Annotated in this window: 15 protein-coding genes; 11 read left to right on the plus strand and 4 right to left on the minus strand. The window is 25.1% G+C overall.

Annotated elements, in window-relative coordinates; all coding sequences use genetic code 11:
* Window positions 1–174: 174 nt before the first annotated feature.
* Window positions 175–2,004, minus strand: a complete 1,830-nt coding sequence (locus BP997_RS00590) for a histidine kinase dimerization/phosphoacceptor domain -containing protein (protein WP_413828633.1) — start codon at window positions 2,002–2,004, stop codon at window positions 175–177.
* 331 nt (window positions 2,005–2,335) lie between these two features.
* On the opposite strand from BP997_RS00590, the gene BP997_RS00595 reads away from it, so the two are divergent.
* Window positions 2,336–2,902: a hypothetical protein gene (locus BP997_RS00595; protein ID WP_413828292.1), complete on the plus strand. Its 567-nt coding sequence runs from the start codon at window positions 2,336–2,338 to the stop codon at window positions 2,900–2,902.
* Window positions 2,903–2,949: 47 nt separating this feature from the next.
* Here the strand turns inward: BP997_RS00595 and BP997_RS00600 are convergent, their stop codons facing one another.
* Window positions 2,950–5,508, minus strand: a complete 2,559-nt coding sequence (locus BP997_RS00600) for a PAS domain-containing sensor histidine kinase (protein WP_413828635.1) — start codon at window positions 5,506–5,508, stop codon at window positions 2,950–2,952.
* Between the two features lie 306 nt (window positions 5,509–5,814).
* Here BP997_RS00600 and uvrA point away from each other — a divergent pair, with 306 nt between their 5' ends.
* Window positions 5,815–8,724 (plus strand): excinuclease ABC subunit UvrA, encoded by a 2,910-nt coding sequence (gene uvrA, locus BP997_RS00605; protein ID WP_413825584.1) that lies wholly within the window; start codon window positions 5,815–5,817, stop codon window positions 8,722–8,724.
* A 52-nt stretch (window positions 8,725–8,776) separates the two neighbouring features.
* On the opposite strand, the gene BP997_RS00610 is transcribed toward uvrA, so the two are convergent.
* Window positions 8,777–10,351 (minus strand): hypothetical protein, encoded by a 1,575-nt coding sequence (locus BP997_RS00610; protein WP_413825586.1) that lies wholly within the window; start codon window positions 10,349–10,351, stop codon window positions 8,777–8,779.
* A gap of 217 nt (window positions 10,352–10,568) precedes the next feature.
* Here BP997_RS00610 and BP997_RS00615 point away from each other — a divergent pair, with 217 nt between their 5' ends.
* From BP997_RS00615 to BP997_RS00650, 8 genes are all read left to right on the plus strand, one after another.
* A complete protein-coding gene (locus tag BP997_RS00615; RefSeq protein ID WP_413825588.1) occupies window positions 10,569–11,342 on the plus strand; it encodes a DUF4013 domain-containing protein in 774 nt (257 codons plus the stop codon).
* 292 nt (window positions 11,343–11,634) lie between these two features.
* Window positions 11,635–11,898, plus strand: coding sequence for a hypothetical protein (locus BP997_RS00620; protein WP_413825590.1), 264 nt, complete (start codon window positions 11,635–11,637; stop codon window positions 11,896–11,898).
* Entirely contained in the window at window positions 11,859–12,476 is a 618-nt protein-coding gene (locus BP997_RS00625) for a DUF4013 domain-containing protein (protein WP_413825604.1), read from the plus strand. The genes BP997_RS00620 and BP997_RS00625 overlap by 40 nt, the downstream gene beginning before the upstream one ends.
* Window positions 12,477–12,705: 229 nt before the next feature.
* On the plus strand, window positions 12,706–13,428 hold the full coding sequence (locus BP997_RS00630; RefSeq protein ID WP_413825592.1) for a DUF4013 domain-containing protein: 723 nt from the start codon (window positions 12,706–12,708) through the stop codon (window positions 13,426–13,428).
* A gap of 107 nt (window positions 13,429–13,535) precedes the next feature.
* A complete protein-coding gene (locus BP997_RS00635; protein WP_413825594.1) occupies window positions 13,536–14,447 on the plus strand; it encodes an ATP-grasp domain-containing protein in 912 nt (303 codons plus the stop codon).
* A gap of 144 nt (window positions 14,448–14,591) precedes the next feature.
* Entirely contained in the window at window positions 14,592–15,401 is an 810-nt protein-coding gene (locus BP997_RS00640) for a DUF368 domain-containing protein (RefSeq protein WP_413828651.1), read from the plus strand.
* A gap of 207 nt (window positions 15,402–15,608) precedes the next feature.
* Entirely contained in the window at window positions 15,609–17,096 is a 1,488-nt protein-coding gene (locus BP997_RS00645) for a TrkH family potassium uptake protein (protein ID WP_413825596.1), read from the plus strand.
* Between the two features lie 174 nt (window positions 17,097–17,270).
* Window positions 17,271–18,719 (plus strand): TrkH family potassium uptake protein, encoded by a 1,449-nt coding sequence (locus BP997_RS00650; protein ID WP_413825598.1) that lies wholly within the window; start codon window positions 17,271–17,273, stop codon window positions 18,717–18,719.
* 12 nt (window positions 18,720–18,731) lie between these two features.
* Here BP997_RS00650 and BP997_RS00655 read toward each other — a convergent pair whose 3' ends face one another.
* Entirely contained in the window at window positions 18,732–19,223 is a 492-nt protein-coding gene (locus BP997_RS00655; RefSeq protein ID WP_413825600.1) for a hypothetical protein, read from the minus strand.
* Between the two features lie 221 nt (window positions 19,224–19,444).
* Between BP997_RS00655 and BP997_RS00660 the strand changes: the two genes are divergently transcribed.
* A complete protein-coding gene (locus BP997_RS00660) occupies window positions 19,445–21,343 on the plus strand; it encodes a histidine kinase dimerization/phosphoacceptor domain -containing protein (RefSeq protein ID WP_409197521.1) in 1,899 nt (632 codons plus the stop codon).
* The last annotated feature ends 5 nt before the right edge of the window (window positions 21,344–21,348 follow it).

Consider the following 21,348-nt stretch of genomic DNA (forward strand, 5'->3'; position numbering starts at 1 on the left):
TTAAAAAAATTATGAGTCAAAATTTTTCAAAAAATAAAATCAACTAAGTTTTTGACAGAACCAAGTTTGATTAATTATACATTAATTCAGATTAAATATAATTATATTGAAGATTTATTATAAAAAAATGGGGAATTAAGAAATTCAATACTTACCTTTTATAATTTCTTTTTTTTAATCAGTAAAGTTTATCTCATAAGCAGTACCTGGTAGAGGTAGTAGTTCTATAGATCCTTCAATTTGTTCAGTTAAACTTTTTATTAATATTATACCAACATCTTTTGGGTTTTCTATATTAACATTTGAAGGTAAACCAATTCCATTATCTGCTATTAATAATTTTATTAATCCTTTAGAATTCTTTTCTAAGCTGATTTTAATATTGCCTTTTTCATTACTTGGGAATGCATATGCAAAACTATTATTAATTATACCGGAAATGATTAAACTTAAAGGAATAGCTTTATCTATTCCTACTTTTACATCATCTAAATTAAAATCTAAATTTATATTTGGTTTTTTATTTCTTTTTGAAATGTTTTGCACTTCTTCTTCAATATATTCTTTTAAATTTATATGAACGTTATCATTTGATTGATAAATTTTTTTATGAACTGTTGCCATACTATTTATACGATTTTTTGTAGATTCTAAAATTTCTGTTGGTTTATTGGGTTTATAATGCATATTAAGGTTTAATAAACTGGATATTATTTGTAAATTGTTTTTAACTCTGTGATGTACTTCTTTTAAGAGGATTTCTTTTTCATTATTTAAATTTCTAAGTTCTTTTTGCTCCCAAACTTTCTCACTAATATCTTGGAGGTATCCTACACCTTGAACTAATTTACCATCTTTATCAGTTTTACAATCAACATATAATTCAATGTCCTTTATTCCTTTTTGTTTTTCTATTTTTGTTCGAATTAATGCTGTTTGAGTTTTTTTAAGTTCATCAAATAATAGAGAATTAACTCTCTCAAATTCTTCTTTTACAATGTAATGTTGGATTATGTCATCATTTAAATCAATGTCTTCTTTTTTTTCTTCAATTATATTATAGAATTCATCACTCCATTCAAAACCGTTATGGCAATCCCAGTAAATATATGCTATTTTGCTTACGTTTGAAACCATATTAAGTGCATTATCTAATTTTTCTGCCCGTATTTGATGATTCACTCCTTCTGTTATGTCAAAAGCATAGAATAGTGCTGCTGGTTTTCCATTAAAACGGGAGGGTTGCATTGTAGATTTAACATAAACAGTTTGCCCATTTTTATGTTTTAGGGTTAAAATATCAGTATAATTAAACATTTCTTTTTTAATTATTTTTGTATAAATTTCATGGATTTTAGAAGGTGTTGGGTTTCTTTTAAATTGGGGATTATTAAAGTAAAAATTTTTACCTATAATTTCACTTGGAGTATAACCTGTAATTTTTTCAATTGCACTATTTGCTTCTACAATTTTTTGGTCTTGAATAATCATTAAAGGATCAGGTGCATTATATAATAATTCAATTTCATTTTCATCAATTAATTTAAACTTAGATTCCACATAAAAAATAATAACAATGTTATTCTTATGTTTAAAAATTTTTTGATTAGATTCATATAATAATGAATTATCTCCATAGTATAAGAGTTTAATATTTCGTGAATTTCCTGTTTTATAAACTTCATCAAAGATTTCCTTAAAACCTAAATCCATCATTAAAGGACATAATTTAAAAAAAGATTTATTAAATAAAATATAATCACTAATATCTGGGTTAAACGGGGATTTACTAAAGTTAGAATATTGTATAACATAATCCTTACAATTATTATAAGGTATAAGTACATTAACTATTTCATTAAAGTTATCTAAAAAATCTTTATCATTATAAGGTTTCAAATCACTTATAACATTAGTGGTTTCTTTTAGTAAACTAGTTTTATTAATGTTCTTATTAAGTATTATATTATTATTTTCATCTAATAATTGACATTTTACTTTCATATTAGGGACATCTCGTTTATAACTTATTTAATCATATTTTTAAAATTAAGAAGCGAATCAAGAGAAAATTTTTTAATTTTTAAAGTTTTTTTCATAAATTAAGATTTTTATTATTCAATTAAATAATTATATATCCAAGATATAAACATTTTTCTATAATTACTTTTAGTTTATTAAAACAAAAAAAATATAAATTTTCATTTTTTAAATTTAAATTAAATTTCTATTTTATTTAAGAATTCATAATATTTTTTTTTTAAGTATAAATGCTTAAAATCATATAAAATATATTAAAGAATTAATTTTTTTTAGGGAGGAATATTATATTTTTATGATTAATGAAGATTTACCAATTAAAAAGAAATACTATAAAACTTGTGAAAGTTTACAAAATTATGTTGAAAATTATGCTAAATATACTAATGAGTTAACAAATGCTATTAACTTATCAAATAAAGTTAGAATTAAAAGTATTAATCATTTGAAGGATTCACCATCACCAAATGAAATAGAATTAATATGTAATGATATTGCTCAAGTAAATATGAATGAATATAGCGTAATTAAAGAGAATTCAGATTTAATATTTGAAAACTTAACAAAAATAATAAATATTGGATTTTATTTCACAAAACTTTACAATGAACCAATTTTAAAAGAAGAAAAAGAAGATATTTATAATTCCATAAATGCATTAATAGGGTTCAAAAAATCCATTATACAAAACCAAGAAAATTTAAATAATAATATAAAAGTCATGACTAATTTAAAAGTGCCTAATGATTTTGTAACAAATTCATTCAATGATTTAATCGAAATTAATAAAAAAAGAAATAAGAAATATAGTGAAATATTAGATTCATTAAATAAATTAGAAATTGAATTTAAGAAAATATAAAAAGTTTTTTCTAATTTAAAAAATAGTTAAAAAATGTGTTATGGTTTTTAGATTTTAAATTTTAATTCTAAACCAAAACCTTTAACATTACTTAATTGTGTTAAATTTGCATCTAATTGTTGTGTGAAGTTTCGAATAATAATAAAACCTAAACTTTCAGCAGTGAACAAATCAACACCATTTGCTAACCCTACACCATCATCCCAAATCTTTAAATCTAATATTCCATCAATGTTTTTAATGGTAATATAATAATTTCCTTCAACTTCATTAGGGAATGCATATTTTATAGTGTTTAATGAAACTTCATTAACAAGTAAACCAAGAGGAATGCTACGATCCATATCTATTTCAATAGGTTCAATATCTAAATGTAATTTAATATTACCCTTAGAGTAAAGGTTAAATAAATTATTAATTGCATCTTCAAGGAATGTTTTTAAATTAACATTAGATAAACTATCACTATTATAAACCTCCTCGTGTGTTAAAGCCATAGTATGAATACGATTATATGCTTGATTTAAAACATATTCTGGATTATTTTTATTAAATCTTGATTCAAGATTTAAAAAGCTTAAAATAAGTTGTAGATTATTCTTAACACGATGATGAACTTCTTGTAAAAGCACTTTTCGATCTTCTGATAATTGTTTTAATGTTTCTTCATATTCCACGGTTTCTGTAACGTCTTGAATAAATCCAACAATTTTAATTAATTCATGTTTATCATCAAATTTACCAGTAGCTTTGCATGAAAAAATACGATTATTACCTTTAGCTGTGAGAATACGATATTTAATTTGGAAATTTGGATTTTCATAAGAAACACTATTTACTAATTTAAATATTTTCTTTAAATCTTCAGGTACAACAACATTTATTAAATCATTAGAAGCTGTTTCTTCTTTTGTTGTTTCACAAAGATTGTACGCTTCATCTGTATATGTAAAATTTCCATCTTTATAAGTGGTTATGAATATTTTACTTAAACTTTGTATTTGATTAATATTATCTTGTAATTCAAAAGCTTCATTTTTAGCTAATGTTTCTTCAGTAACATCCATTATAAAACCAATCTTTCTAATAACCTGCCCATATTTATTAAATATTGCCTTATTTTGACTGTAAATATATTTTAAAGTATTGTCTTGACTAATTATACGGTAGGTTACTTCACTTGTTGGTTTACTTGTACTTAAATCAAATACCTCTACTAATTTATTTTTATCTTCTGGGACTAAAAATTCATGCATTAAAGAGACAGTATCAGGATATTCATTAGGAGTTATTCCAAAGATTTTATAAATTTCTGGGGTGTAGGAATATTTTCCCTTCTCATAAGTTGTAAGTCCAATTTTACTTGTATCTTGGATTAATTCAAAGTTTTCCTGTAATTTTAAAGCATTTTGTTCTGATTTAACTTCGTCTGTAATATCTTGTGTGAATGTGTAAATATTACGCTTATTGTTAATATATTGAACACTAAATAATGATTTTAAATATTTAATATTCCCTTTTGCGGTTTTAATTCCATAAATACATTTCTCTATCTGATTATCACTTAAATTATCAATGATTGTTTGAATTTTTTCATCTTCACCTGGAAGTGTGTAATAGTAAATGAAATTATCATTAGAGTTTAAATCCACATTATTCTGATTGATTTCAAGGATTTCATAAATTTCAGGTGTCCATTTAACAGTATTTCCTTCACGGATACTAATAGCAGTCTTATAACCTTTTTGTTTATTCATAAAGTTATCAAGAAAACTTAAATCAGTATCACCTGTTTCTTTAATTTTTTTAATATAATGAAAACCAATTTGTATCAAATTATCATCAATTTGGCGAATATAAGTATTAAACCATAAATTATCTCCATCTTTGGTTAATATTTCACATTCTAAATTAGAGTTCTCAATTTCACTTTTAAAAATAGCACTGAAATTATCAATAAAACTTGTTAATCCTTTAGGATTATTATGGATTGTTTTAACAATATTATCAATTCCTTTTTTATTTAATTCAGTTATACTATAACCAATTTTTTCTTTAAATGCTTGGTTTGATTTAATAATTTGATAATCATTGTTGATTTGCAATCTTGGAATGTATGCTTCTTCAAAAACACGATTGCTACGTTTTTTTTCTTGATAAATTTTAGTTTTATCTCTAAAAATTAAGTAGTAATACTCGTTTTGTTTAAAAAAGGATACTTTATAAAATTTTAATAGTTTTTCATTAATTAATAATTGTAAATCAAATTCTATATCTAATTTTATTGTTGTTTGATTATCATTTAATTTTTCATATAATGGGTTAAATCTAAAAACTTCACTTAAAAGTCTTCCTTTTAAATAATCCCCAAGATTAGGTATATACTCATTAAAGAAAGTATTACTTGAATAAAGGAATAAGAAATCATTATTCTTTAAGGGTTTTAATATACAAATATTATCATCTAATTTATCAAATACTGGAGCTAAACTGAAAGATTCAATATTTTCGTATCTGGGACATTCACAGATTAATTCATTTAAATCTTTAAATCTATATGAATAATTTTTTTTCTGTTTTTTAAATTCAAGTGTTAAAGTATACATTACCTTACCTTACCTTCTATGAATAATTTATAATTATTTTATTTTATCATGCTTTTATTATTTATCTTTTTTTAAATTATTTATTTTATTAAATAAAAAAATGTTGTAAGGTTTGATTTTATTTAATTTTTCTCCAAAAATAAGATAGTTTTTATACTATAAAACTAATATCTTTATTTAATATAAAAATTTAAAATATAATATCTAAAAAAATACTTACCAAATGCTATGCTAAAACAAGTATTAAATAAAAAACAAAAAAAATAATCAAACCAAAAAAATAAATTAAGGTGGGAAAACACTAAAATGACTAATAATACAAGTAAAAAACAAATCATACTCAAGGGAGCAAGAGAACACAACTTACAAAACATTAACTTATCTCTCCCTAGGGAAGACTTCATAGTAATAACTGGACTAAGTGGATCAGGAAAAACAACCCTTGCATTTGACACAATATATGCAGAAGGACAAAGAAGATATGTAGAATCCCTATCAGCTTATGCAAGACAATTTCTGGGACAAATGAAAAAACCTGAAGTAGATTACATAGAAGGATTAAGTCCAGCAATAAGTATAGATCAAAAAACTACACGTGAAAACCCAAGATCAACAGTTGGAACAATAACAGAAATCTATGATTACCTTAGATTATTATATGCAAGAATAGGAATACCACACTGTCCAGAATGTGGAAAAGAAATCAGTCAACAAACAATAGGTCAAATAGCACAAAACATCATAAGTGAAGGAGAAGGATTAAAAGTACAAATCCTCGCACCAATTATCAAAGACAGAAAAGGACAACATAAAAATGTCTTCGAAGATTTAAGAGAAAAAGGATTTGTAAGAGTACGAGTTGATGGTGAAATTCATGAACTAGAAGAAACATTTAACCTTAAAAAAACATTCAAACATACTATAGAAGTAATTGTTGATAGATTAATAATCAGAAAAGATTTAGACTTCAACAGAAGACTATCTGACTCATTAGAAACAGCTAGTCAATTTGGGGAAGGAGTAATAAATGTCCTATATGAAAACAAACAAGGGGATAAATATGAGAAAATGTACTCTGAAGACTTTGCTTGTCCAGACTGTGGAATAAGCTTTGATGAATTATCTCCAAGAATGTTCAGTTTTAACAGTCCACATGGAGCATGTCCAGAATGTAATGGGATAGGTTCTAAATTAGAAATCAACCCGGACTTGGTAGTACCTAATCCTGATTTAAGCTTAAATGAAGGAGCAATAATACCATGGAGTAAAAATAATAAAAAAGAAGGATACTACAGTCAAATGTTACAAGCATTATCCAATCATTACAATTTCAGTATGGATGTACCATTCAAGGACTTACCAAAAGAAGTACAAGACATAATATTATTCGGAACAGATGAGAGAATAGCCTTTGCATTTCAAAGAAGAAACAAATCATATCATGTAAACCGTAAATATGAAGGAGTTGTAGTAAGGTTACAAAGATTATACTTTGAAACCAAATCTAATGGGAACCGTAAATATATTAAAAAATTTATGAGTGACAGGGAATGTTATGTTTGTCATGGGAGAAGATTAAAACCAGAAGCACTAGCAGTAACAGTAGGGGAATTAAACATTGCAGAAATATGTGAATTAGCAATAAAAGACTCTTACCAATTTTTCCAAGACTTACAACTAAGTGATAGGGACCAATTCATAGCAAAAGAAATCCTAAAAGAAATAAATCAAAGACTCAAATTCTTAATTGATGTAGGTTTAGATTACATAAGCTTATCAAGAAGTAGTGGGACCTTATCTGGAGGAGAAGCACAAAGAATAAGATTAGCTACACAGATAGGTTCAGGATTAGTGGGGGTATGTTATATTTTAGATGAACCAAGTATAGGATTGCATCAAAGAGATAATCTAAAATTAATAGATGCTCTTAAACATTTAAGAGACATAGGAAATACCTTAATTATTGTAGAACACGATGAAGAAACAATATTATCAGCAGATTATGTAGTGGATATAGGTCCTGGAGCAGGTGAACATGGAGGAAACATTGTAGCCGCAGGTACACCATTAGAAATAATGGAATCTCCAGATTCAATAACAGGTAAATACTTATCCCGAAAAGAAACAATACTCATACCTAAAAAACGCAGAGAAGGAAATGGTAAAAACATAATAATACATGGAGCACGTCAAAATAATTTAAAAAATATAGATGTAACCATACCATTAGGATTATTTACTTGTATAACTGGAGTAAGTGGGTCTGGTAAAAGTAGTTTAATAAATCAAATCCTCTATAAAGGACTTGCAACTATAATTAATCGTAAATACATGTATGCAGGTGAACATGATAGTATTGAAGGTGCGAGAAATATTGATAAAATCATTATAATAGATCAAAAACCAATAGGGCGAACACCAAGAAGTAATCCAGCAACATATATTGGATTATTCACCCCTATCCGTGAATTATTTGCTAAAACACCTTTAGCTAAAGCAAGAGGATATAAACCTGGTCGATTTAGTTTTAATGTTAAAGGAGGGAGATGTGAAGCTTGTCATGGTGATGGAATTGTTCAAATAGAAATGCACTTCTTAGCAGATGTATTTGTTCCATGTGATGTTTGTAAAGGTAAAAGATATAATGAAGAAACTTTAGATGTGCGTTATAAAGGGAAAAACATTTATGAAGTACTGGAGATGACAGTTGAAGAAGCATTAGAATTCTTTGAAAATGTGCCAAATATTTATAAAAAATTAAAAACCTTAAATGATGTGGGATTAGGATACATGAAACTAGGTCAACCAGCAACAACTCTTTCAGGTGGAGAAGCACAACGTGTGAAACTAGCTAAAGAATTATCCCGGGCAAGTACAGGTAAAACATTATACATCCTTGATGAACCAACTACAGGATTACACTTTGCAGATATAAAAAGATTACTTAGTGTATTAGACCGTTTAACTGATGCAGGAAACAGTGTAGTGGTGATAGAACATAATTTAGATGTTATAAAAACTGCCGATCATATAATAGATTTAGGACCTGAAGGAGGAGATGGTGGTGGAAGAGTAATTGCAACAGGAACACCAGAAGAAGTAGCAGAAAGTGGAACATACACTGGAAATTACTTAAAAGAAATATTAAATGAAAATATTACACCATTAGCTAAAAAATTAATTGAAGAACATAATACAAAAATAGAAAGTAAATAAAAAAAATATTTAGATGATTGTAAAAAAAAGTAGTATGAAATTTTTAATGATATTATTTCTTACCAGTTATCCTAGAAATTTTATCATTAATATATCTTAAAACATACTCATTACTTTCTTTATTAATTAATTTTTTTAATTCAGGAACACTATTAATTTTTTTAACAGCAGCATATCGTACTTCCCAATCATTATCAGAGACAGCAATTTTTTTAATAATTGAATCCTTTTTAAGTTTATTAGTAGCTTCTACACGTGTATCTTTATAATGGGAATTCAAGGCTAATTTTTCTAAAGTATCCATATTTCTTATTTTTTGAGTTGCATGTATACGTATTTCATTATATCCAGGGTTTTCACTTAATTCAATAAATGATTTCTCTTTTTTAAGTTTATTAAAAGATTCATGTCTAGTATCTTCAAAACTACTATTAACACTTATTTCTTTTAAAACATTCTCAGATTTTATTTTATTTAATGCAACTTTTCTAATCTTACTGTTCTGATTATTTTCTGCAATTTCTTCTAAATATTTCTCATCAGTAAACTTAGGATTTTCTATAGCAATTTTACAAGTATATTCATCATCTTCCTTATCAATGATGTCTTTTAAAAGTTTTTGATTACCTATTTTTTTTATTGCATCAATTCTAACAAATTTATCCTTATTATTTTTAGCTAAATCTTCTAAAATTTCTGGCTTTGTAATCTTTTTCATTGCTTCAATTAGTATGGAATGATCTTTACTTTCATTTAAAATTTTACGTAATGTTTCTTCATCATTTAATTTCTCTATAGCTACTAATTGGACTTCCTTATTTTCAGTGTTTAATGCTATTTCTTTTATTAATTCTTGATTTTCTTTAGGAATTTTGTTCATTGCATAAGCTCTTACTTTTTCATTTTTCTCATTTTTCGCAATACCTCTTAAAAGATCAACATCAGTAATATGGTTAATTACTTCCATTTTAACATCTTTATCTGGATTGTTTTTAATGATTTCTTCAAATAAGTCTTTATCATTTTTTTCCATTTTTTGTAAGGCTTTAACTACAATGTTTTTATTGCTTGAATTTAGTGCTATTTTTTTATAATTTTTTTCCTTTTTAATCTTGTTTAAAGCTTCTGTTTGGATTTTTTTATCTTTAGCATTAATTGCAATATCTGTTAAAATTTCTTCATCATCAATTTCTTCTAATGATTTTTGTCTTGCTTGTTTATTTTTGTCATTTTTTGCAACTTCAGCAAAAGCTCTTTTTTCATCACCTAATAGTTTCCAAGCAACCATTCTTGAATCAGTGTATTCAGCATTTTCTGCTACATCATGGATAATTGAAGGTTTTTCTATACGATTAATTGCGAATAATCGCACATATTTATCTTTAAAGTGTTTACCTACTTCAGCTAAATCTTTTTGGTCTCTAATTTGACTTACTGCGGCTAATCGTACATGTCTATTATTACTTGTTTTTGCAAGGTCTTTTAGGATATTATTCCCTCTTTTTTCATGTTCTTGTTGTGTTAAATCTTCTTGAGCCTGTTGTTGGTTTTCCTCTTCTACTATATTTTGGTTTTCTTTGTCTTGGTCTTCTTTTTTATCTTTTTTTAAGAAATTGAATAATCCCATATTACTTTTCACCTCACATTTTTTAAGTTAATTATATATTTCTTATTTATATTATAAGTTTCTATAATTCCTTTAGTTTAGTTAATATTTCTATTTTTGTTTTATTTTTGAATAAAAAAATATATTAAAGTTTAATTTTTTTTAATTTATTTCTAAAAAATTAAATATTATTAATTAATAAAATAATCTTATATAATATATGTGAGGTGAAAAATTCATGGAAATAACTGATAATTTGAAAGAATCATTAAACTTTCCTATTCAAAATTATGAAAAATGGCTAATTGTTGGTGTATTATTCTTAATTATTGGAATATTTAGTTTTTTAAATACTAGTTATCCTAGTAGTGTAATGTCTACTATTAATACTATAGTTGATATTGTTCTTGGTTTAATCCTTTTTGGATATTCTATTAGTATTATTAAAGCTACTATTAATGGTGAAGATCTTCCACAATTTGATATTGTTAAGAATATTGTAGATGGAGTTAAAGTTGCAGTTTTAGATTTTGTATATTTAATTATACCAACTATAATTACTATTCTTGTTGCTTGGGGTACTGGTGTTTTCTCAAATTTCATTAAAGTAGTTAATATTTTTGCTAATAATGCTACAGCTTCAAGTGCTTCTATACCAGCAAGTTTATCTACAAGTTTAACTTATGGGGTTATAATTACTGTTATAATTGCAGTTATCTTATATCTTATATTTATATTATTAGCTTATATTGGTATGGCTCGTATGGCTGAATTTGATAGTTTAAAAGAAGGATTATCCTTTGTTGAAGTATTCCATAAAATAAGTTCTATTGGCTGGATGAAATATGTAGGATGGTTCATACTTTTTGTTATAATTTTAATGGTTTTAAGTTTAATTAGTGGTTTAATAGATATGATTCCTTATGTCGGTACATTTATAAATGCATTAATTGTAAGTTCATTTATAATGTTATTTACTTATCGTTCATTAGGGAATATTTATAATGAATAATAAATATTTTTAAATCCAAACCATTATTTTTATTTTTTTCTTTTAAAACTTTTAATTATTTTTTTAATAATTCTACTTTTTCTGAACAAAATTTTATAATAGTTTAAATAATAATTTTATGTTCAATTTTTAACTAGAAAATTCAATGACACTCTCTATTTTTATGAAAAAAATTTAAATACTTTAAACAAGAAAAATTTAATTATAATTATTATTTTATAATAATTAATTAATTTTTTTTATAAAAATGTATTAAATAAAAAACTTAAAAAATTAAGGAAGTGTTTTCGAGTTGAATTTAACTCAAATGGTTAAAATATCCTTAAAATATCCTTTTGAAAATAAAAAAGAATGGTTGTTACTTGGAATTATATTTTGTATTATAGAATTATTCAATGCTATTGCAGAAACTTTAGTAAGTCCAGAAGTTGCAGGGATTATAAAATTTATTTCATTAATAATAGCAGTTTTTGTAGCTGGTTATGAAGTAAATGTAATTCACCATGCAATTCACGAATTAGAAGGGCTCCTGATTTTAATTGGAAGAAAAGTCTAGTTGAAGGTTTAAGATCTAAAGTATTCTATATTTTATACTTATTAATCCCAGTAGTAATTATCTATTTTGTAGCCTTTTTAACAAATCTCGGTAAAAATATTGGAATTGTAACTACAGCATTAAAAACTCATAAATATTTAAGTACAGTAATTGCTAATCAAGGTTTAAGTGATGCTTTTAAAATTAGTCAATTATCTACAGTAGTACCAGTGGATGTTATTAATAGCCTTATATTTGGTTTAATAGTAACATCAATAGTTGCAATAGTTGTAATTTTCTTATTTGTAATGTTTTCTGTTATAGGTCATATTATAAGTGATACTCATGGATTTAAACATGGTTTTAATCATAAATTAATATTTGAAAAAATTGGTAAAATTGGTTGGGGTAAAATGTTAGCATGGTATATAAGTTTAATTATTATAGCATTTGCATTACTCATTTTAGCCACTATTATAGCAGAAATTTTACCATTTGAAATCGGCGTATACTTTGATATGTTATTCATAATATCTTACATATTTATGGCTGGTTTCCATTATGTTGGAATGATTTATACAGAAACAGAATCAAATTAAAATATAATTTTTTTTTGAGTATTAGGAATAAATACTATTTATTTTATTTTTATACTCATTACCTATTTTTTTTTAAATAATAATTTTTTTTATTTTGGAAAAATATTCTATTTACTTTAATATATTATTAACATACTAATTCTAATAAAAAAATATATTTAAATATATATGATGATTAAAATAATAATATTATACTAAAATATTTTAATATAAAAGGAATTGAGTATATATGGGTTCATTAAGCTTACTTAAACAATCATTAAACTATCCAATCAAAGATAAAAAGGACTTCATAGTTATTGCAGTAATATTATCCTTAACTCAAATCGTAGATTTTATACTAATTTCAATATTAAATATAAATTCATCAACTATTATAAGTACAATTAATTTTATTTTTAACATAATAATATTTGGTTATTTATTAAATGTGATTAAAAGCACAATAAAAAATCATGATGAAATGCCTATTTTTTATTTTAAAAAAAATATAATTCCTGGGATAAAAGCGTCAATTCTTAGATTAATATATTTTATAATACCAATATTTTTGACTGTTATATTATCATTTTTCTTAAAATATAATATAGATATATTACATAAAATTCCTGAGTTAATATTAATTATAATAAAACAATCTTATACTTTAAAAGGTTCAGCAAATGCTCTTTATGTTTTTAAAGATTTGGTATTCCATAATTTATTTTTAGCTGTATTTGCATTGATTTTAATAATTATTTTTGATATTGCAGGATTTATTGCAATAGGTAGGCTTGCAGAAACAAATAGTTTAAGAGAAGGTTTAAAAGTTAAAAAAATATTTAAAAAAATAGGATCAATAGGTTGGTTCAAATATATTCATTGGTATGTAATCTTTGTTATTTTCATAATAATATATACAATATTTACTGTAATAGTAAGTTTAATTCCATTGTTGGGGTATATATTGTAAGTTTCATATTAGCTCCTTATTATTTACTATTTAAATATCGTGAAATTGGGATAATGTATAAACAATCAAAAAATAATGAATTATAAAAATTAAAGGAGTGTTTTTTGTTGAAAGGCTTAATATTAATAGAAGATAATTTAGAGGAATATATTAAAACAGGAAAAACTCCAAAAGGAATTAAATTACTTTTAAAAATTTTTAAGAAAAACAATATAGAAACAGATTTAGTTAATTATAAAAACATTAAATTCAATTTAAATCAAGATAATCTTAAATTTACTATTAACAATAAAATATCAGCTAATCCGGATTTTGTTTTAAGTATAATTGTTCCAGAACCAGAAAATCATGATTATTATAATATTAAAAAATGTTTTGAATACTTAAATGTTAAAGTTATAAACCTTATAGATAATGTGAATCTAGCTAGAAATAAATTTTTAACATTAGTAAAAATCAAGAATCATTTGTATAATATTAAGGTTCCAAAAACTATGGAAATTAAAAATTTAGAAGATTCTAAAAATATTATACAGGAATTAGGTTTACCACTTGTAATAAAATTAAATAATGGGTATGGTGGAGAAGGAATAAGTTTAATCCGTAATGAAATTGATTTAAAACATGAACTAAAAAAGATTAGTTTAAAAGAGGAATCTTATATTGCTCAAGAAGCTATAATGACAAGCACTTGTCGAGATGTTAGGATAGTAATATTAAATAATAAATTCTTTTATAGTTTTGAACGATATAATCCAAATGATTTTAGATCTAATAAACATCAAGGTGGAGGATTCAAGGATTACAATCCATCTAAAGACTTAATAAACTTTGCTATTAAAATTTCTAAAATTTTAGGTTTAGATTACTGTGGAATAGACTTTCTTTTTGGGGAATCAGATACATTTTATTTATGTGAAGTAAATACTTTTCCAGGTTTTTCTTATATACTAAAAAAGTATGATGAAGGAGATAATAGTTTTTTAGATAAAATTTATTATTTACTTAATTATTTTTGATATTGTGAAACATATAATTATTTATATTTGTTTTAATAAAGTGTAATTATTATTTTATTTATTATAAAAATTATATTTATAGAGGTTATTTTGATGAATAGTAAATTAAAAAACGCATTTTATATTTTTATCCGTGGATTATGCATGGGTTCAGCAGATATTGTTCCAGGAGTGAGTGGAGGGACAATAGCTTTAATAACAGGAATTTATGAACATTTAATTGGGGCTATTAGTAATATTAAATTCATATGGTTAAAACCATTACTCCATGGTGATTTTCATTCCTTTAAAACTAAATTATTAGAGGATATTGATTTTGAATTTTTCATACCATTACTTTTAGGGATAGCTATAGCTTTCCTGTCTTTGGCAAAGGTTATTAATTTTTGTTTAGATGTGTATACTGCTTATACTTTTGCTTTCTTTTTAGGGTTAATTATAGCATCAGCTTATATTTTATACACTGAACTTGAAGAACTTAATATTAAAAGTTTAATTATTGTTGCAATATTTACAGTTTTAACTTTCATTTTTGTTGGTTTAAATCCTATTGCAGCTAATCATTCTATACCAATAATTTTTATATCTGCACTTATAGCTATTTGTGCTATGATTTTACCAGGTATTAGTGGATCATTTGTTCTTTTACTTTTAGGTCAATATCAATACATGCTTACTTGTTTAGCTAATTTAAAAATAGCGGACATTATAACATTCGTTTTAGGTGCTGTTATTGGTCTTCTTGGTTTTACTCGTGTTATTAAATGGTTATTAGAATATTATAAAGCAGCTACTATTAGTGCTCTTATTGGTATTATGTTAGGTAGTATTCGTTTACCTTATGTTAAGATGGCATCTAGTATGGCTGGAACTAATATAATTGCTATTGTTGCTTTAGTAATTATTGGATTTTTTGTTATTTATGTTCTTGAAAAGAAGTTTAAAATGGTTTAATTTTATTCCAATTTAAACAATTTTTTTTCAAATTTTTTCTATATTTTTCCCTATTTTTTAAATAAAAGCTTATAATTGTCTCTTTTTGCATTAAATTTTTTAATAATTTTACTGATTTTTTGTCTTTTTTTCAATAAGTTAATATATTAAAAAGTATAATATTAAAATATTAATTTTTTTTAATTAGTGTGAGGAGGTTGTACTTATATGGCATTTATAAAACGAAAATATTTAATAGATTTAGAAACTATTCTCCATTACTTTGGGGAAGTGGGAATATTTATTGGAATTTCATTATTTATCCCAATTATTGTAGCATTAATTTATGGGGAAGAAGCTTATATAACTCCATTTTTATATGTTGGTATTTTTAGTATTGTTCTTTCTTTAATCCTTAAATTTGGATTTAAAAAACGAAATAAAATGTCAATTAAGTTAAGTATGTTCTTTGTAATGTTCATATGGTTGTATATTTCTTTTTTAGGAGCATTACCTTATGTTCTTTCTGGTGAATTAACTTTTGTGAATGCTTTCTTTGAAGCTATGAGTGGTTTTACTACAACTGGTTTTACAATGTTTTCACCGACTCAAATGATACCTCATTGTATTAACTTTTGGAGAGGTTTCACACAATGGATTGGTGGTTTAGGAATAGTTTTTATGGTTTTAAGTATCATGCAAATTGTTGGAAATGATGTTAAACCATTATACAATGCTGAAGGACGAGATGAACGTATATTTCCAAGTATAAAACATACAACTAAATCAATGCTTTTAATTTACACTGGAATAACTGTTGTGGGTATTATATTATTTATTATTGCTGGAATGCCGGTATTTGACAGTATCTTTTACTCTTTCTCTGCAATATCAACTGGGGGATTTGCTTTATCTTCTTCTAGTATTTATCAATATAATAGTTTTCTTATAGAATTAGTTGCTATTGTTTTAATGATTTTAGGTGGGACAAATTTCAACCTTCATTATGTAGTTTTAAAAGGTAAATGGAGAGAATATTTTAAAGATATTGAAACAAAAATCTTTTTAGTAGTTTCAGTAGTGAGTATTCTTGTTATAGGATTACTTTTAACTTATCATAATGTGTATGGATCTAATATTTTCCATAATTTCCGTTTTGCACTTTTCCAAGTAATATCTGCTATTACAACTACTGGTTTACAAACAAGTTTTGCTCCAGAATTACATGGTGGTTACACTAATTTAGGAGTGTTCATTCTTGTTATTATAATGATTATAGGTGCAGGTACTGGATCTACTGGTGGGGGTATTAAACTTGAAAGAGTTGGAATAATGTATCATTCTATTCAAAACCATATTAAAAGTTTACTTGAACCTTCTAATGCAGTAGTAGTTAATAAGTACCATCATATCAAGGATTATAGGATTGATGATAAGATGATGAAGTATACTTTAACTTTCATTTCTCTTTACTTAATCATTTATATTATTAGTGTTTTAATTGTTTTATTGTATTGTAACGATTTATCTGGTGTTTTATTCGAAATTGCATCTGCTATGGGTAATGTGGGTTTAGGTGATGGATTAGTTGGTCCTACTTCACCATTAGTTGTTAAATTAGTTTATACTTTTGACTTTTGGGCTGGACGTTTAGAAATTTGGCCTGTAGTTATTGTATTTTATAATATTGCAAGAAAATTACATAAAACAATTTAAATTATTCTTTAATTTTTTTTAAAGTTTTATTAATGATAAAAATAATATACTAGTAATTGTTTATATATAGGGGTTTGTGTTAAAATTTTTATTAGAAGCCGTAAATTTACAAATAATTTTGAAACTCTTCTTCATTACTTTGGTGATGCTGGTCTAGTAGTAGGATTAGTTATTTTGCTCCCTATTTTTGTAGCATTTATTTACAAAGAATATGAATTTGTTTTTCCTTTCTTTATTGTAGGTGTTTCTACTATTTTTGTTTCATTAATTCTTATTCATTTTTGTAAAAGAAAAAGTGAAATGACTTTAAAATTAAGTATGTATCTTGCTGTTTTTCTTTGGTTATATTTTGCACTTATTGCGGCATTTCCTTATTTTATAAGTGGAGAGTTAAGTTTTCTTAATGCTTATTTTGAAGCTATGAGTGGTTTAACAACTACTGGGTATAGTATGTTTCCAGATACTGGTGCAATACCTTACACTATTAATTTTTGGAGAGGTTTCACACAATGGTTTGGTGGCTTAGGAATAATTTTTATGGTTTTAAGTTTAATGCAAGTTGCTGGAAATGATGTTACTCCTTTATATCAAGCTGAGGGGAGAAATGAACGTATTTTCCCTAGTATTCGACATACTACAAAATTAATGTTAGTTTTTTATTTATGTTTTACAGCAGTTGGTATTATATGTTTTATTATAGCAGGAATGCCCGTTTTTGATAGTGTATTCTATACTTTTACTGCTTTATCTGGTGGTGGATTTGCTACTAGTAATAATAGTATTTTCCAATATGATAGTTTTAGAATTGAAGTAGTAGCTATGGTTCTAATGATTTTAGGTGCTACTAACTTTAATTTACATTTTATGGTATTTAAGGGTCATATTAAAGAGTATTTTAAAGATATTGAAACTAAAGTTTTTTTAACTGTTTTAATAGTTTCTACACTATTTTTAACAATTCTTTTATTAAATAATCATGTTTATGGTGCTAGTATTTTTGAAAATTTCCGTTTTGCACTTTTCCAGGTAGTATCTGCTATTACAACTACTGGTTTGCAAACTAGTTTTCCTGCACAATTACATCAAGGTTACTATGCAATAGGTACATTAGTTTTAACTATTATTATGATTATAGGTGCAGGTACTGGATCTACTGGAGGAGGTATTAAATGGTACAGAATAGGAGTTATGGTAAAAAGTATTAAAATTCAAATTCTTCATTTATTAAAACCTAGTAAAGCTATTGTACATGCGAAATATTATCATTTAAAAAAGCATGTTATAACAGACAAAATAATGAAAAATACATTAATGTTTATATTAATTTATTTAATAGTTTTTGTTCTCAGTACAATGATTGTTTTAATTTATTATAATGATTTTTCAGGTGTGCTCTTTGAGATTGCTTCAGCTATGGGTAATGTAGGTTTAAGTGATGGTTTAATGACTTATCAATCTCCAAGTATTACTAAGATTGTTTATATTATTGATTTTTGGATTGGTCGTTTAGAAATCTGGCCTGTTCTTATTGTGATTTATAGTATTTTAAGAAAATTTAAAAAAGTAGGTAGAACTGTTGAGAAAGAAGAGAAAGTTGAAATTAAGAAATTGGAAAATAAGTAAATATAATTTCTTTTATAAATATTTCTCTATTCCAGTATCTAATTTTTTCCATACATTAAATGTTACTTCTGGTAATCTTGTTACAAGGTTGGTTAGTTGATCTTGTATTTCTTCAGATTTTTCATTTATTGGTGTTGGTTCATTTGCTGTGTTAAAGTATATTGCAATTTTTTCATCTACTTTTATTACACCTTTTTTCTTAAGTTTTATTTTATCTAACATTACACCTATAAGGTTTAGTTGATAAATTAGATTAGCTTTCTCATCATTATCAAATATTGAATATTCAATAGTATAAAGTTCATTTTTCTTATATTCTTCATACTTTAATCTTAGGTAACTGTAAGCATTATTGTTTATTGGATAATAATAATCAAAGTCTTCATCTTTAAAATCAACTTTCTTAAAAATCAAAACTCTATTATCACTAGCTTCAACCTTATCTAACAATTCTGGTTTTAAATCCTTTCTAATGCTACTAATCTTACTTTCAAAATCTTTCATAAAAAAACTTCCCCATATTATAAAATAATACAAAATATATCTATAATAAGATTTATAATAAAACAAACCTTTTATAATTAATCCCTAAAAAAACTAAAACCCTTACTAAAATTATAAATTTATATATTAAAAACTTAAAATAGTATAGTATAATAAATAAAAAGAAAAGTAAATTTTTTAACAATTATTTTTAATCCTTATTTTTTCAAAAGAGTGATTTGATGGTAAAATTAACATTAGTAGACCAAGACGCAAACGAAATAAATCATGCAATATTCAATCAAGAAAATTTTTATAATCCATCAGAATATATAAAAAACGATTACCAAAACATAAATGTAGATTCACAAACAAGAAATTTGATAAATAGTATGGAATACAAAGTAGACATACTTTTACCATGGCATGATGGAGAAGACTTTATAATAACAAAACCAGATACATTAGCAGATTTACTTCAAAAATATGGTGGATTAGACGATCCATTATCTTTAGAAGGAAGATTATTCACAAGAGTATTACCAAAACTAGGAGAACTTGCATATCCTCAAATATTTCGAGAAGTGCTAAAGGCAGGAACATTCTATCATTGCCGTTTATTAGAATTCTTTAAAAAAGAAGTAATAGAATCTTACACTCAAATTATAGTACCATACAATAATATGATATTACTTTTAACAAAAAGAGAAACAGAATTCGATTTAGTGTTTCAACAGGAAGAACATGATTTATTTGAAACAGCACCATCACCAATGGCAATAATCTATCAAGGAAAATTCGTAAGAACCAATACAAAATTCTTAGATTTAATAAATAATTTTCAAGATCAAGAAACACAAATTAATAAATTAAATGTAGAAACATTCTTCACAAGTGATAAATTCGAATTTGAAGGAGAAAAATCCACAGAAGCTTTACAAACTTTTATACAAATTCAGGACAGAGATGTGTACAGTCATGTGTGGACAATTAAAAAATATTTTGCAAACGGAACAGCAAAATGGTTAAATGTACAAGGGATACCTGTAAATTATAAAAACAAACCAGCTGTACAAGTTGTATGTGAAGATATAACAAAAAGAAAACTTGCAGAAGAAGAAGCTTTCCAATTAAAAAAGGACTTAGAAGTTGTAGCAAATGATGGTTTAATTTCAGTAATGCATTGGGATCCAATAAATGGTTTCAGATGGACAGATGAAATTTACTCTATATTGGAAGAGGAACCAGAAAACTTAGAATTAGGAACAGATATATTACTATCACAACTTTATGGTGATATGGAAGAACAATTAAGAGTAAGAAGACTTATTGATCAAGCAATAAAAGATAAATCTAGTTTTACAACTCAACTTTCAATACAAACTAAAGTTGGGATAAAAAATATTAGTTTAAGTGTTCATTGTTATGGACCAGAAAAAACTGGAGTACCTTACTCCACAGGTTTCATACAAGATATATCTGAAGTAGTACAATTACAACAAAGTTATAATAATTTAGAAATAAGTTTAGAAGATAAAAATGTTATTCTTCGAGGATTATATCAAAGATTTAAAAATAATTTACAAATTATTTTAAGCTTCTTAAGTTTAGATATGCGATTCAATCCTAATGATCCTGATAAAGTTGTAGGTTCTACTCGTGATAGAATTAACAGTATGGTGTTAATTAACGAAAGTATGTATCATTCATCAGATTTAGTTCATGTAAACATGGAACATTATGTGGAATCTGAAGTAACAAGTTTACTTTCAAGTCACAGAGCTGGTAATATAAGACCAATTATTGATGTTGAATCCTTAGAATTCACTATGGAAGAAACAGTTCCTGTTGGATTACTTATAAGTGAATTCTTATTAAACAGTATTGAACATGGATGGGAAGAAGGAGAAAAAGGAAGTTTCATGGTATCACTTAAATCAGAAGGGGAACACATGACATTAATCGTTGCAGATGATGGTAAAGGTTTACCTGATGGTTTCTCAATTGAAACTGCAAATAGTTTAGGATTTACTATAATTGATAGTCTTATAGATCAATTAGAAGGTACAGTTAAACAGTTAAATCAAAGAGGAGCAGCTTTCCAAATTGAATTTGATAGATTTGAAAACAGTAAAGTGTAATTAAT

It is taken from the genome of Methanobrevibacter sp. UBA412 (assembly GCA_002495685.1).
Taxonomy (GTDB): domain Archaea; phylum Methanobacteriota; class Methanobacteria; order Methanobacteriales; family Methanobacteriaceae; genus Methanobrevibacter_A; species Methanobrevibacter_A acididurans.